This is a genomic window from Pseudoalteromonas sp. TB64, from assembly GCF_000498095.1.
In the GTDB taxonomy this organism is placed as follows: domain Bacteria; phylum Pseudomonadota; class Gammaproteobacteria; order Enterobacterales; family Alteromonadaceae; genus Pseudoalteromonas.
In genome coordinates this window covers 1-15,049 of record NZ_AUTQ01000176.1, presented here as the reverse complement: position 1 = coordinate 15,049, position 15,049 = coordinate 1, and the positions used below count along the sequence as shown (strand labels likewise).

Genomic DNA, 15,049 nt, shown 5'->3' with positions numbered 1-15,049 from the left:
CTACCGATTTGATATGCAATATGGTCAAGCCGAAAATACCAGCAGAGAAAAGCTTAATCTAAATGCTTTAGCTGGCTGGGATTTAAATGATGGAATGACCAATGTAACCGCAACTGCAAATTACTACTATGGCTCAGAAGTCATGGCATCAGAAAATGATCGTTCGGCTAACTCCGATCTTCGTCCATTTATTGAAGGCACGAGTTGGCAAGGCGATTCTAATTTTCGTAACTCATCAACAACAACACCTTGGGGACGTTTTGATGCAAGCGAATCAGTCGATGGTTTAACAAGTTCCGCAGGTCGTTTTCATGTAGAAGGCGCAGACTCCGCTGATAGTGACCAGCAATGTGTTTTATCAAATGGATTATGTGTCGATAGCGGAAGTATTAGTAGCGATACCCAAGGATACAATACCAACTCAAGCCGAACTTTGATCCCCGAAACCGAACGTATAAATACATTTGTATTTATTAACCACGATTTAGGCAATAACACCGAGCTTTATAGTGAACTTGGTTATTACCGTGCTGAGTCAAACTCGCAGCGAGGCGAAACAGCAACTCTTACTTCTGCCCCAGTTACTATTTCTAGCTCGGCTTACTGGAACCCTTTAGGCTCTGGCGCTAATCAATTATCTGGTTATGCAATACCAAATGAAGGTTTAGATGTAACTATAGACGCCTACCGCGTAGTTGATGCTGGTACACGAGAAATTAATGTAAAAAACACGTCATACCGATTTTTAGGTGGAGCTCGCGGAGATATAGCAGATTGGAGCTGGGACACCGCAGCTTTGTATTCAGCAGCAAAAACCGTTGATAGTACAGACAACCGTATAAGTTTAAGCTTGTTTCAAGATAGCGTAAATAAACAAGATAGTTCAGCTTATAACCCATTTTGTAATGCTCTTTGTAACTCTCAAGAAACAATTAATGGCTTTTTAATCGACACCTCACGAACTGGCGAAACAGAATTAGGGTTAGTTGATTTTAAAGTATCAACACCTTCTTTATTTTCTCTTCCTGGCGGTGATGTTGGATTAGCATTGGGTGCTGAATGGCGCTATGAAAACTTTGAAAACAAATATGACGATAGACTAAACGGAACAACCACATACACTGATAGCGTAACCGATATGACTTATGGCTCCGATGTAATGGGGTCAAGCGGTCAGCCTAATGCGAGTGGTTCACGTAATGTATCTTCTGCCTTTATTGAATTAGCCGGCTCTTTAATTAGCCCCGATATGGATATTCCTTTAGTTGATAAACTTGATTTTCAATTAGCAGGACGTTTTGAGCAATACAGTGATGTAGGCAGTGTTTTTAAACCAAAAGTAGTTTTAAGTTGGTATCCAGTAAAAAGCTTACAAATTAGAGGCTCTTACTCTGAAGGCTTTAGAGCACCAAACTTAGAGCAACTTCATACAGCTAGCACTACTCGGGTAAATTACCCAACAGATTACTACCGTTGCCAAGCGCAAATTAATAAAGGGGAGCTTAGTAACTTAAGTGAATGTAGCAGCAGCGATAGTGTTTCTAATATTCGTTATGGAAACTCAAATTTAAAACCAGAAAATGATTATAACTACGGGTTAGGTTTAGTTTACAGCCCAGATATGATCGACAACCTTACCTTTACAGCTGATTTTTGGCGTATAGAACAAGAAGATTTAATAGGCATTCGCTCAAATCAAAATATTGCTGATTTAGACTATTACTATCGTTTAAATGGCAGTAGTAATAGTAACGTTGTTCGTTCTGAAGCGACTGTCGATGATATTGCATTTTTTAGTGGTTCGGGTCTTGCCGCCGTTGGCGATATGAGTGAAGTTATTGGTTTATTTGAAAACCTTGATTCTCGTGTTACAGAAGGCTTAGATTTAAGCGTTAACTATCGCATTAATGATACTCAGTTTGGCGATTTTGATTTTAAATTAAACGCAGCAAAACTACTTAAAGCCTATCAAAGTATCGATGAAGAATCGGCTAAGTTAATGGAGCTAGGGCTTGCTTTAGAAGATGTAGGTAACTTAATACAAATGGATGGACGACCAGAGTGGCAAGCTTCAAGCACTCTTTCTTGGGGTTATAACAACTGGGGTGTTGGATTATACGGCAAATATGTTGGTGACTTTTATGACACCAGTGCTGTACACAACGACACCGGTGAGTTTTGGCATGTGGGTAGTTGGGTAACGTTTAGTCTTTATGGTCAATATACCTATGATTCGGGCGCATTAGAGGGCACTCGTGTTCGTATTGGTATGCGTAATATGTTCGATAAAGAACCACCTTTAGCAGATGAAACATACGGCTACGAAGCAAGTTTACATGACATTGAAGGTCGCTACCTTTATGCTAGTTTAAGCATGAGCTTTGATTAAATTTTCATAACTGAGCAACTTAGGTTGCTCTTCTTTTTACCGTATAAGCAGGAACAAGTAATGCCAATAACTAAAATAACGGCACTCGTAGCAATTATAGCCACCCTTGTGGGATGCACTAATGAGAACACGCCCATTGATATGATAATTACCGGGAACACTATTTATCAAGGTTCAAATAAAGCGCCTATTCAAGGCGTTATTGGTATTGATAAAGGTAAAATAATTTTCATTAAGGAGCAATTACCGACTAATTTACAAGCCAAAACAATTATTGATGCAAATAATATGATTGTAGCCCCTGGCTTTATTGACCCGCACACTCATGCATGTAATGACTTTGTTGATAACACCACGCCTAACTTAAATGCTAATTACACAACACAAGGAGTCAGCACTGTATTTTGTAATGTAGATGGGGGCGGCAATATTGATGTAGCAAACACTTTTACTGAATATGAAAATCAAGGTATTGGAACAAATGTTGCGTTGTACATTGGTCATGGCTCAGTACGAAAAGCAGTAATGGGACGTAGTAATCGCCCACCTACTGATATCGAATTAGCTAAAATGAAAAGCTTAATTGAAAAAGCAATGCAGGCAGGTGCTCTCGGTTTATCTACCGGTCTTTATTATGTACCTGGCAACTACGCAACAACAGCAGAAGTAATTGAACTTGCAAAAGTAGCTGCTCGTTATAATGGCGTTTACGACAGCCATATTCGTGATGAAAGCTCTTATAGCGTTGGCTTATTAGGCGCGATAGAAGAGGTAATTACCATTGGCGAAAAAGCAAAACTACCCGTTCATGTCGCTCATATTAAATCCTTAGGTGTTGACGTATGGGGAGAGAGCAAAGCGGTTATCGAATTGATTAAAAATGCACAAGATAGAGGCATTGACGTAACCGCAGATCAATACCCATGGCGAGCGTCGGGCACCAGTATTGCGGGTAGTTTAATGCCTCGTGAAATTTTAGCTGGTGATAAAAGTGAATACTTAGCCCGCGTAAAAGACGAAGCCCAATGGCCAGAACTTAAAATAGCTATGCAAGAAAACTTACGCCGCAGAGGCGGTGCTGATTCGTTATTAATTAGTGACCCTACCCTTGCAAAACTACGTGGTAAAACCTTAGCTGAAATTGCCACCATGTGGGAATTATCGCCTATTGATGCAGCACGAAAAATTGTTATTGATGGTAACGCCAGAGTTGCTAGTTTTAATATGTCAGAGCAAGATATTAAAGCATATATGGTACAACCTTGGGTAATGACCTCATCTGATGGTAGCCCTGGTCATCCTCGAAAATACGCTACATTTCCAAAAAAGTACCATGAATTTGTAAAACAAAAACAGTGGCTAACACTCAATGAGTTTATTAACAGTAGTAGTTCATTAACAGCTAAAGCATTTGGTTTAAAAGACCGTGGAGAGCTTAAAGTAGGTTATGCTGCTGATATTGTAGTTTTTGATGAAAATAAGTTCATACCAAAAGCTGATTACATCCACCCAGAAGAATTAAGTGAAGGTGTACAGTGGATGGTTATAAATGGTGAGCTCGCTATTTCACAAGGCAAGCTTACTAATAATCTTGCGGGTCAAGCAATCCGCCAGCACCAAGTAGCCAAGGTAAGCCAGTAATGAAACATCTTTTTTTATATCTCAAATTTATTGTTGTATGTGCCGCCTCCTTTTTTGCAATAAACATACATGCAGCTCCTCAAGCTGATACTATTTTTGACCCATCTGTAGTATTCGATCCTTCAATTGAAACACCAGATACTTTTTTAGGTCACCGCCTTGGCGATCAAATGGTTCGTAACGATCGTACGATCGATTACTTCAAGTATTTAGCATCTAAGTCAGATCGTATTAAATATGAAGTAATTGCATACAGTAACGAACAACGACCTATAGTAACCCTTACAATTACCTCCACTGAAAACCAAAAAAACTTAGAGCAGCTGCGTACTCAGCACATTGATTTACAACAAGGCGCTAAATTGCCTATAGCCAATATGCCAGTGGTTAGTTGGATCAATTTTGGTGTTCATGGAGGGGAAGTTAGCTCAACTGATTCTGCAATACCAATCGCTTATCACTTAGCAGCAGCGCAAGGCGATAAAATAGATAAGCTATTAAATAATAGCGTTATTTTATTAACAGCAAGTATGAACCCAGACGGTAATAGCCGCGAAGCATCTTGGAATTTAAGATATTCTTCTAACGTAAATATAACAGATCCTAATCATGCATTACATGGATCGCCATGGCCATCGGGTAGAACTAATCATTACTGGTTTGATTTAAATCGCCAGTGGATGTTACAACAACAACCAGAGCCAATTGGTTGGGTAAGCAAGTTTCATCAATGGCGACCTAATATCGTTGCTGACTTTCATGAAATGCGCTCGTATAAATCATTTTATTTTCATCCTGGAGCGCCAGATCGCGTCCATCCCCTAATTAATAAACAAGCAATGGACTTATTAAGTGAAGTAGTACAAGGACCACGAGACTTTATGGATAGTGAAGCTCGCTTGTATTTTAATGAAGAAGCGTACGATAATTTTTATTTAGGAAAAGGCGCAACCTACCCTCATTTATACGGCAGTTTAGGAATATTATTCGAACAAGCCAGTTCGTCTGGATTATTAGCCACACCACGCGGTATTTTGTCGTTTCGTGACAATATTCGTACTTATTATCATGTGGGTTTAGCATTGTTAAATAATGCTGTTGATAAAAAAGATGACTTACTTACTTTTCAACAAGGCTTTTCAGAACAAGCTCAAAAAATGGCAAAAACCGATAAAGTTAAAGCCTACGTATTTACTGCACCTGAAGACCCAGCCCGTATGTTTCATTTTTTACAGTTGCTAGATCGTAATAAAATTAACGTAAAACCGTTACTAAAAGATTTAAAAGTAAATGGCAAACTGTTTAAAGCGCAAGAGTCCTACATAGCCGAAACAAATCAAACGAGCTACCGTATGATCAAAGGCTTATTTGCAAACGTTACAAAATTTAAAAACAATACTTTTTATGATGTTTCAGGTTGGACAATGCCGCTTGCTTTCGGGATTAAATATAATCCACTAACAAGAGAAAGCTACAAAGCTGGCGATATAACTACACCCACCTTCCCAACTCAATCTACAGTACCAAAAGCACAAGTAGCGTATGTATTTGAGTGGAGCCATTATTATGCACCTAAAGTTTTATACCAACTACTCGCTCAAGGTTACCGCCCTCGAATCGCAAACAGCGAGTTTAAAGCGGATACAGATAAAGGCATAAAAACCTTTAAACGTGGCAGTGTGGTTGTATCTATTGGCTGGNCCGCCACACAAGATGGTGTACCTGTTTATGCTTTAAACACTGCTCATACACAAAGTATTGGCATGGATTTAGGAAGCAACAACATAGAGCCAGTAAGCTTGCCTAAAGTGTTGTTAGTTATTGGTCCTGGTATGTCGCAATATCAAGCCGGTGAAGTATGGCATTTGCTAGATAAACGCATGAATATGCCCGTAGTATTGTTAGAAAAAAGTCGCTTAAATAGTGTTAAATTATCAGACTACACACACCTTGTAATGGCTGACGGTAAATACTCCGACATTACTCCTGAGCTTACAGATAAAGTAAGTAACTGGGTTAAATCTGGCGGTACTTTTGTTGGTATTGGGGATGGCGCTAAATGGGCTGGTAAAAAGTTACTGCAACTTAATACAGTTAAAGTATATGCAGGTAATGGGTCTAGCAGACCCCGTATAGACTATGCAGCCAAGTCAAAATTAGAAGCTCAAGATGTTGTTGGTGGTGCTGTAATGGCCGGCGATCTCGATATAACCCATCCTTTAGGTTACGGCTATACGCGACGAGAAATAGCAAGCCATCGCAGTGGTTTACTCGCTTTCGAACCACCTAAAAACCCTTACGCAACAATAGTAAAAATAGCCAAGCAACCTCTGTTAACTGGTTTTGCATCACCAGAAAACCAACTGCAACTTGCAGAAAAAGTAATGCTTGTTGCACAAAGATTAGGTCAAGGTAGTGTTATTGTATTTAGTGATGACCCTAATTTTAGGGGCTATTTTTACGGTACCGAAAAACTATTTATGAACAGCTTGTTTTTTTCAACGTTGTTTTCTCATCCTCGCTCATTAGCAGCCGAGTAAAATAGAAGCCTCACAAATATGTGAGGCTTTTTTGTGGCTGCGGCTTATTTTTGTTAGTTCCGCTTCCTCTAATAAATAAGAATAAAAATAAAGGTAACAATATGATAATAAGTAAAAATATTTTTGCTGCTGTTATTTTAATGGGAAGTTTATGCTTGGCTATTTATGTCAATTTATTTACCCAACAAACATGGCTTGAACAATCCTATCAATACGATACTTACACCACTAAATCAGGTCTAAACGCATATACATATAAAGGTAAAGAAATACTAATAAAAGACATAGTGCCCTATCAATCATCACCAATAAATCAATCCGCATTATCTGCAAATAACAAAGCCCCTAGTATTATTGAGCAGTGGGTAATAAAAAATGATAAACAATTAGTCTTACTCAAACCCGCCTTTCATTATGGTTTTTGGTCTTTATTACCCGCGTTCGTCACTATTCTTTTATGCTTACTTACAAAAGAGCCACTTACAGCTTTATTTAGCGGTATTGTGGTGGGCGCTATAATGCTTGGAGAGTACGACCTTACCGATAAGGTCATAATTCCCAACCTTGCCAGCGAAGGCACTGCGGCGTTGTTATTACTTTATTTATGGCTACTTGGAGGATTACTCGGCATTTGGTCTAAAACCGGAGCGGCTCAGGCGTTTGCAAACTTTATGACCCAACACTTTGTTAAAGGGCAGCGTTCGGCAAAGTTTATATCATGGCTTTTAGGTATATTATTTTTTCAAGGTGGCACCATGAGCACCACCTTAGTTGGCACAACGGTAAGACCTCTTGCCGATAAAGCAAAAGTAAGCCACGAAGAAATGAGTTATATAGTCGACTCTACCGCTTCTCCAATTGCATCAATTTTAGCGTTTAATGCATGGCCAGCTTACGTACAAGCATTAATATTTGTACCAGGGGTATCGTTTTTAGCCACTGAAACCGACCGTATTAAATTTTTCTTTAGCAGCATTCCATTTAGTTTTTATAGTATTTTAGCTGTATTAGGTACATTGTTATTAAGTTTAAACGTTACTCGTTTTTCAGGAAAAAGACTGCAAGAAGCACATAAGCGCGCTTTGCAAACCAATCAATTAGATGCCCCAGGAGCAAAACCATTAAGCACCAAAGAACTACAAGGTAGTAATGTACCTAAAGGCTATAAACCACATGTGCTTGAGTTTGTTTTTCCGTTACTAACCCTAATTACCATTGCCGTTATGACCTTTGTTTATACTGGTACACCCGAGGTTAACTGGGCATTTGGAGTCGCACTTTTAATGTCTGCTTTTATTGCACTCGCTAAAGGCATGTCTCTTGATAACTTAATTGAAGGTTTTGGAACTGGTTTAAAAGGAGTTGTTGTTGCTTCAGTTATTTTAATGTTAGCAGTGATTATAGGTAGTATTAGTAAGCAAATTGGTGGAGGATTATATTTAGTATCACAACTTGGTGAGCAACTACCATTTTGGTTACTACCTGTTATTTTACAACTGATCACGGTAATAATTGCATTTTCAACAGGCACAAGCTGGGGCACTTATGCCATTGCATTTCCCTTAGCAATGCCACTTGCTTGGGCTCTTTGCCAATCTCAAGAATTAGCAAACCCTGAACTGTTTATGATGGTATGTTTTGCCGCAGTATTAAATGGCAGTGTGTATGGCGATCAGTGCTCGCCTATTTCAGACACTACAATACTCAGCTCCATGACAACCGGATGCGATTTAATGGATCATGTTAAATCACAATTAGTACCAGCAACCTTTGCAGCTTGCGTTGCTGCCGTTTTATGGACCGGCTTAGTTTACTTTTTTGCATAAGTATTAATACAAGGAGTGAGTCATGCGTTTAAGACATATAGAAGTATTTCATGCCATTTACACAAATGGCTCAATAACCAATGCAGCAAAAATGCTTCATGTATCTCAGCCATCAGTAAGCAAAGTTTTATCTCATGCTGAAATGCAATTGGGCTTTAAATTATTTGAACGCATAAAAGGACGCCTCATCCCAACAGATGAAGCCAACATGTTATTTGATGAAGTAGATAAAATTTATCAACAAATGCGGTCAATAAAAAGTACAGCCGAAAACATTAAAAAAGCGGAGTTTGGTAATATTAATTTAAGCGTTACTCCTGCTCTTGGGTTTGACGCACTGCCAAACGCAATTGCGCAGTATCATAAAACATACCCAAACGTTCATTTTAATGTGCAAACAGTTCATAACAACGAAGTATTACAAGCACTGTTAGAGCATAAATGTGACATTGCTATTTTATTTTCGCCTTGTGTAATGCCCTCAGTAAAGTCTATTGAACTGGCGCAATCGGAGTTAGTAATTGTTTACCCCAAAACAACGTTTCCCGAATTACCCGAGCAGTTAACGCTTAACAATTTAGTCGATTTAGAATTTATTGATATTAGCGATAGTGGTCCTTTAGGTAATTTACTTTGGGGTAGAATGATGGAAGAACACATTGTGATAAATTCGACAATAAAAGTTCAAACCTACTTTATTGCCGCCAGATTAGTTGCCCAAGGTGCCGGTATTTGTATTGTTGATAAGTACACCGCACTAGGAAACTTATCAGACAACGTTGCTATTGCTTCATTTAATCCCCCCCTTAATTTTACCGTAAATGCACTACACCTAGAAAACAGCGCATTATCAAAAGCGTCGGTTAGCTTTTTAGATAAATTAACTACCTGTATTTAAAGGCTTTAAATAACCATATAGACAAAGGTTATAGCCTTTCTAATTCTTCTCACTTTCATTGTATCTCTAATATTATATTCTCAATTAAACGCATTTTTGCTTTAAATATTAGAGACCAATTATGAAAATCACTTCTCCTTATTTGTTGTTTATTGGTGATGCAACAGATCAATTATCGATAAAAATGGCGCAAAGTATTGCTGATTGGCGCCCTGAATTATGCATAGGTGAGCTAAGCACCCCAGGTTGTACAGTAACAACGGGATTGGCTAAATATACGATTAGTGACGCAGCTAAATTAGGCGCAAAAACATTCGTGCTAGGGTTTGCTAATAGTGGTGGCTTACTTGATAAAAAATGGCTGCCATATATTTTAGAAGCCCTAAATCAAGGTATGGATATAGTTAGTGGCCTGCACGACAAACTTACTAATTTTTCTGAAGTGGTAAGTAAAGCCTATAGCGCTAATTGTAATTTATTTGATATTCGCCACCCTACAGCTCAATTTACGACAGGTACTGGGCGTAAACGCTCTGGTAAACGACTACTAACGGTTGGAACTGATTGTTCAGTAGGAAAAATGTATACCTCTTTAAGCCTTGAAAAAGCCATGCAACAAAAAGGGCTTGATGTGAGCTTTCGCGCCACAGGCCAATGTGGAATTTTGGTAGCCGGAACGGGCATTGCAATCGACTGTGTAATTGCTGACTTTATTTCAGGCGCTGTAGAATCGCTATCTCCCGATGCCCATGCACAACACTGGGATATTATTGAAGGGCAAGGCTCTTTGTCTCACCCTGCATTTGCTGGTGTTAGTTTAGGTTTACTACACGGCTCGCAGCCCGATGCCTTAGTGATTTGCCATGCTTTGAATCGCACGCATATGCGTGGTCTACCAAACACGGCATTTCCGAGCATTGCACAAACAATCGAAAAAAATATAAGTGCAGCACAATTAACAAACCCCAATGTAATAGTTGCTGGCATTGCAATTAATACCTCAAGTGTGTGTGTTCAAGAAGGACGTGAAATTTGCGAGCAATTAAGTAAAGAATTTTCATTACCTTGCGTTGACCCCGTGCGTGATGGCACAGCATTAATTGTGGAAAACTTACCATGAATAAAAAACCAATTAAAATAATCAAAGTATGTCATCAATCATTACCATTAAAATCTGTTTTTAGAATTTCCCGAGGAGCAAAAACACAAACAGAGGTTGTTGTAGTAATAATTAGTGATGGCCAAAATTATGGTTGGGCAGAAGNAAGCCGTTCCTTACATACGCTATGATGAGTCTGTAAGCAGTGTTATAGAAGACGTTGAAAACATAAACCTGCTTAGCAAACAAACGCCTAAAAATAGCTTTACGTCACTCGTTGCTAATATGCCCGCAGGAGCTGCTCGTAATGTTCTTGATTGCGCTTTGTGGGATCTAAAAGCAAAGCAGCAAAATAGTACGGTTGCCCAGCTATTAAACAAGCAAACAACTGCGTGTATTTGCGCACAAACACTAAGTATTGATACTCCACAAGCAATGGCTGGTGCTGTTAAGGCTTTAAATAACCCACCTTTGGTTAAGGTAAAACTCGATAACCAAAATATTATTGAAAGAATGACTGCAATCGCGCACGTGGCGCCAAATAGCCAATTTATTATAGATGCAAACGAAGGCTGGAACTTTCATGATTTAGTGACATGTTGTGAGCAATTAAAAAAACTTAATGTAATTTTAATAGAGCAACCCTTGCCTGCTAGCGACGATATCGAGTTATTAAATTTTGAGTCACCCATTGCATTATGCGCAGATGAATCTTGCCATACTCGCAAAGATTTACCGTACCTAAAAAACCGATATGACGTTATTAACATTAAACTAGATAAAACCGGTGGCTTAACCGAGGCAAACCTATTAGCTGCAGAAGCAAAGCTACAAGGCTTTGAAATAATGCTGGGTTGTATGGTTGGCAGCTCGCTTGCTATGGCACCATTATCTTTATTAAGCAGCGAAGCCACGTACGTCGACTTAGATGGACCACTGCTAATTAATACAGACAGATCACACGGCTTTAAATTTAACCAAGGCGTTATGCAACCGCTAAATACTCACTTGTGGGGAGGTAAAAACAATCAGGATTTAACTAAGCTGTTAGCGTAAATAAAAAGTAATTATGCAAATAAGGGATACCAAACAGGCTAATATTGGTAGCCCTACTGTAGCAAGCTGCACTCATTTAAAGTGCCTATTGAGTACACGGCAGAAACGTTAAAATACGTACCCACAGCTTAGAAGCTATTTTAAACACCCTAAAAGAAGGCCACCATAATACCCTTAACCATACAACTTGTTAGTAATAAACACATCCCGTTATACGTAAACTCAGAGCGTTGTTCAGAATCTGTTTTTAAAACAAAAGCAACTAAGTAAAGAGTAGCAATAATAGCCACGCTCAACATCAGCCCATATGTAAATGAGCCACAATAGTGTGGTAACACGGCTAAAGCGAATCCTATTATATTACTATCAAACAACGCTTTAGGCTTTTTAATACTTCGTAAAATAACGAATAACTGGATGACAAAAGCAAGGCAATATAACCAAAGAATAGAGGTTGACCATTCGTAGTTTAAGGGGTTTTTAACGTTAAAAGTAGAAAACTCAAAGTTGCTCACAAATACCAATACAGTATTAATAAGTATACTTAAAATAAAAGCCCCCATAAATAGAGCAACTAACACCCCAATTGCACCGACTGCGGTAGCATCTACTTTCATTCTTTCTATAATTACAATAAGGATACTTAACAGCCCGCTTAACTGTAACCATTGCCAATAATTATCTGTAAATAGAGGGATAGCAGCTAAAGCCATCACAGCTATAACAAGCTTACTTCCATCATTTGAGCGCAATAAGTAAAAAGCCATAATAGCTACATAAAAAAGTGCCGTTATATCAGGCATATAAACATCTTCCTTGCGAAATTTAATAAAAATCAATAAACGCAGCTATTATACCTATTACTAAACCTCTATAAAATCCAATAATTGTGTTTACTTTTTAGCTGTGTAATATTAATTCACTATAAAGTACAAGGAACGACAAACCCATTAACCGGTTTGGTATAAAAATAAAAAGGATAAATATGATTAAGCCATTCTATACGAGCTATTTGTTAGCCCTCGCCCTATTAATACCTCATTTTGTAAAAGCAGAGCCAACAACTTTGCAGTATCAGCAAATTCTTAACGATAACCTTACTGAAAACGAGCCTGGGGTATCGGTAATTATTAGCAAAAATGGCAAAGTACTTTTTAAAGAATCGCGCGGGCTTGCTAACCTTGAACACAACATTGCACTTAACGATCAAAGTGTTTTGCGCTTGGGTTCTATTTCAAAGCAATTTACTGCCGCTGCAATTATGATGCTACAAGAGCAAGGTAAGTTATTAACCTCTGATGATATTCATAAGTATGTTGCACGCTTTCCTACAGAGGGCAACCTTGTCACAATCGAAAACTTGTTAACTCATACATCGGGCATGGCAAACTACACAGATGACGACGACCTATTCGATAAGGAAATACAAGTACCCACCAGCGTTGACGATACGCTCACGAGATTTGCCAAACACCCTATGGTATTTAAACCCGGTGAAGCGATGGCTTATTCAAATACCGGTTATTCACTGCTTGGTAAAATAATTGAAGTAGCGAGTGGGCAATCTTATAAAGACTTTATTGAAAAAAATATATTTAAAAAACTAGGGATGACTCAAAGCAGTTATGAAGGACAAGAACTTGTTGCCCACCGCGCAGCGGGGTATGAGCAAACAGAGCAAGGCTTTATAAACACAAGTTATATTAATATGGACTGGCCTTATGCCGCAGGAGCGCTTATATCTACCCCAACCGACTTAAACATTTGGTTTAACGCGTTATCAACGGGGCAACTTATTAGTAAAGCAAGCTATGAAAAAATGGTCAGTCCTTTTAAGCTCAACGACGGCAGCTTTTCATCCTACGGTTACGGATTAATTATTGAGCCTTTGAATGAATACACCGTAATTAAACACACAGGTGGTATAAATGGCTTTTTAGCACACGCACGTTACATACCAGAGCAAAAGCTATATGTAGCCGTACTCGCTAATTCAAACCACATAAACCCTATTTTTATTAACGAAAAACTTACCGCTAAAGCACTTGGTATTGTACTGCCCGAGTTTAAAAAAGCCGATGTAACAGTGCAACAACTAGCGCCCGTATTAGGTGATTACCGTATTGATAAAAATACCTTACGCAGCCTAATTTTTGAAAATAATACTTTGTACTCACAACGCACCGGTGGCGACAAATTAAAACTTATTACTATGTCTAAAACACGTTTTTACTATCCTAATTCAAACAATTACTTAGTAATAGAGAAAAACAGCCAAGGACAATTAGTGATGAAATATTTTAGTGGATTATCAACAACTCCTTCCGAGGCAATTAAAATTTAATTTTAGCGTTAAGGTTAAAGTTATCTCAAACAACCATACCCACGCTTACTCTACTTATAAGCGTGGGTATTACAAACTTATATCCTCATTAGCGCAATAATATGTTATAAAAAACAGCGTAAATGTATAAAAGGTAATAAACCTGTTATTTTTTATATGTTATTTTTATGCTTAACCTTTTTAAAATTACTTATAAACCGAAAATAAGGAATAAACATGCTTTTCCACTCTCTAGGTAAATCCTATATTTTCGCTCCTTTACTCGTTTTTTTACTCTCTGCATGCACTTCAAATCCAACCTTAATGCCTACGCCTAATTTATATGTGAGCACACCTTATTCAGAAAATGATGTGCCTAAAAATCTGCATAATACTAGGGGCTGTTGATCTTTGTAGTATATATATTAATCAGCCCACATTGGTAGCCACATCATAGTAAATGCTAAAGCGAGCATGGAATGATAATTCCGTTCAAGCTTTTCATACCTTGTAGCTATCCCTCTATATTGTTTGATCCGACCAAAGGCATTCTCAACTAAGTGCCTATATTTGTACATGCACCAGTCAATATCTTCATTACCCACTAAACTGTTATCCTTGCGTGGAATAACGGGTGTAGCGCTATTATCACGAATAAACTCTCTTAGTTTTTCACTATCGTAGCCTTTATCTGCGACAACCACATTACTCGTTGGGCAATTGTCTACAAGTGACTCTGCATGGACGATATCATGCGTATTTCCACAGGATAATTCATAATAAACAGGCAATCCTCCGCTATCTACTGCAAGATGAATTTTAGTCGAATTGCCACCTCGACTCTTACCGATTGATTCATTGCCAGCGGTTCTTGCACCGCAACTATGCTGGTGAGCCCTGACAATACTGCCATCAATAAAGATCCAATCCATATCAGCATAGTGGGATAACACACGAAATAATTCATTCAAAATATCTTTTTTGGACCATAAATTAAATCGTCTATAGATAGCACTCCACGAGCCGAAATAAGACGGTAAATCTCGCCAAGGAATACCGGTACGCATCTTATAGAGTATGCCTTCGAGCGTTTTTCTATGCTCAGGCTTATTATAAATTCGACCACTTAAGTGCATTACTTTTGATAAGACATTCCATGTCGCGTCTGTTAACATTAATCTTGGCATGAGGGTTCGGTGTAACGTTTTTTAGCGAATTCAATTATACCTTATCCTCATGCTGTTTGTTTTTTATACCGCAAAGATCAACACGCCCTA

General features: G+C 38.4%; 10 protein-coding genes. 8 read left to right on the top strand and 2 right to left on the bottom strand.

The genetic code is table 11. The annotated features are described in order from the left end of the window. From L647_RS0114770 to L647_RS01000000124325, 7 genes are all read left to right on the top strand, one after another. Positions 1 to 2,389 (top strand): TonB-dependent receptor (locus tag L647_RS0114770; RefSeq protein ID WP_024611752.1); only part of this gene is annotated, 2,389 nt, incomplete at its 5' end. Positions 2,390 to 2,449: 60 nt separating this feature from the next. After that, a complete protein-coding gene (locus L647_RS0114765) occupies positions 2,450 to 4,030 on the top strand; it encodes an amidohydrolase family protein (RefSeq protein WP_024611751.1) in 1,581 nt (526 codons plus the stop codon). Next, positions 4,030 to 6,570: a M14 family zinc carboxypeptidase gene (locus L647_RS0114760; RefSeq protein ID WP_024611750.1), complete on the top strand. Its 2,541-nt coding sequence runs from the start codon at positions 4,030 to 4,032 to the stop codon at positions 6,568 to 6,570. The genes L647_RS0114765 and L647_RS0114760 overlap by 1 nt, the downstream gene beginning before the upstream one ends. A gap of 101 nt (positions 6,571 to 6,671) precedes the next feature. Continuing rightward, complete coding sequence (locus L647_RS0114755; protein WP_024611749.1) at positions 6,672 to 8,396, top strand: Na+/H+ antiporter NhaC family protein; 1,725 nt, start codon at positions 6,672 to 6,674, stop codon at positions 8,394 to 8,396. Positions 8,397 to 8,418: 22 nt separating this feature from the next. After that, entirely contained in the window at positions 8,419 to 9,294 is an 876-nt protein-coding gene (locus L647_RS0114750) for a LysR family transcriptional regulator (RefSeq protein ID WP_024611748.1), read from the top strand. A gap of 121 nt (positions 9,295 to 9,415) precedes the next feature. Then, positions 9,416 to 10,414, top strand: coding sequence for an N-acetyltransferase DgcN (dgcN, locus tag L647_RS0114745; RefSeq protein WP_024611747.1), 999 nt, complete (start codon positions 9,416 to 9,418; stop codon positions 10,412 to 10,414). Between the two features lie 129 nt (positions 10,415 to 10,543). Next, the gene (locus tag L647_RS01000000124325) at positions 10,544 to 11,449 is read left to right on the top strand and encodes an enolase C-terminal domain-like protein (protein ID WP_253948890.1); all 906 of its coding nucleotides are present in this window, start codon (positions 10,544 to 10,546) and stop codon (positions 11,447 to 11,449) included. Positions 11,450 to 11,598: 149 nt separating this feature from the next. Here the strand turns inward: L647_RS01000000124325 and L647_RS0114735 are convergent, their stop codons facing one another. Beyond that, the gene (locus tag L647_RS0114735; protein ID WP_253948888.1) at positions 11,599 to 12,288 is read right to left on the bottom strand and encodes a hypothetical protein; all 690 of its coding nucleotides are present in this window, start codon (positions 12,286 to 12,288) and stop codon (positions 11,599 to 11,601) included. A 146-nt stretch (positions 12,289 to 12,434) separates the two neighbouring features. On the opposite strand from L647_RS0114735, the gene L647_RS0114730 reads away from it, so the two are divergent. Beyond that, positions 12,435 to 13,793 (top strand): serine hydrolase domain-containing protein, encoded by a 1,359-nt coding sequence (locus L647_RS0114730; RefSeq protein ID WP_024611745.1) that lies wholly within the window; start codon positions 12,435 to 12,437, stop codon positions 13,791 to 13,793. A 404-nt stretch (positions 13,794 to 14,197) separates the two neighbouring features. Here the strand turns inward: L647_RS0114730 and L647_RS0114725 are convergent, their stop codons facing one another. Further along, on the bottom strand, positions 14,198 to 14,959 hold the full coding sequence (locus L647_RS0114725; protein ID WP_024611512.1) for an IS5 family transposase: 762 nt from the start codon (positions 14,957 to 14,959) through the stop codon (positions 14,198 to 14,200). Positions 14,960 to 15,049 lie beyond the last annotated feature (90 nt).

What these genes read in the sequence shown, in the direction of transcription:
- L647_RS0114765 (WP_024611751.1), top strand. Translation starts at nt 2,450, where the DNA reads ATGCCAATAACTAAAATAACGGCACTCGTAGCAATTATAGCCACCCTT.
- L647_RS0114755 (WP_024611749.1), top strand. Translation starts at nt 6,672, where the DNA reads ATGATAATAAGTAAAAATATTTTTGCTGCTGTTATTTTAATGGGAAGT.
- L647_RS0114750 (WP_024611748.1), top strand. Translation starts at nt 8,419, where the DNA reads ATGCGTTTAAGACATATAGAAGTATTTCATGCCATTTACACAAATGGC.
- dgcN (WP_024611747.1), top strand. Translation starts at nt 9,416, where the DNA reads ATGAAAATCACTTCTCCTTATTTGTTGTTTATTGGTGATGCAACAGAT.
- L647_RS0114730 (WP_024611745.1), top strand. Translation starts at nt 12,435, where the DNA reads ATGATTAAGCCATTCTATACGAGCTATTTGTTAGCCCTCGCCCTATTA.
- L647_RS0114725 (WP_024611512.1), bottom strand. Translation starts at nt 14,959, where the DNA reads ATGCCAAGATTAATGTTAACAGACGCGACATGGAATGTCTTATCAAAA.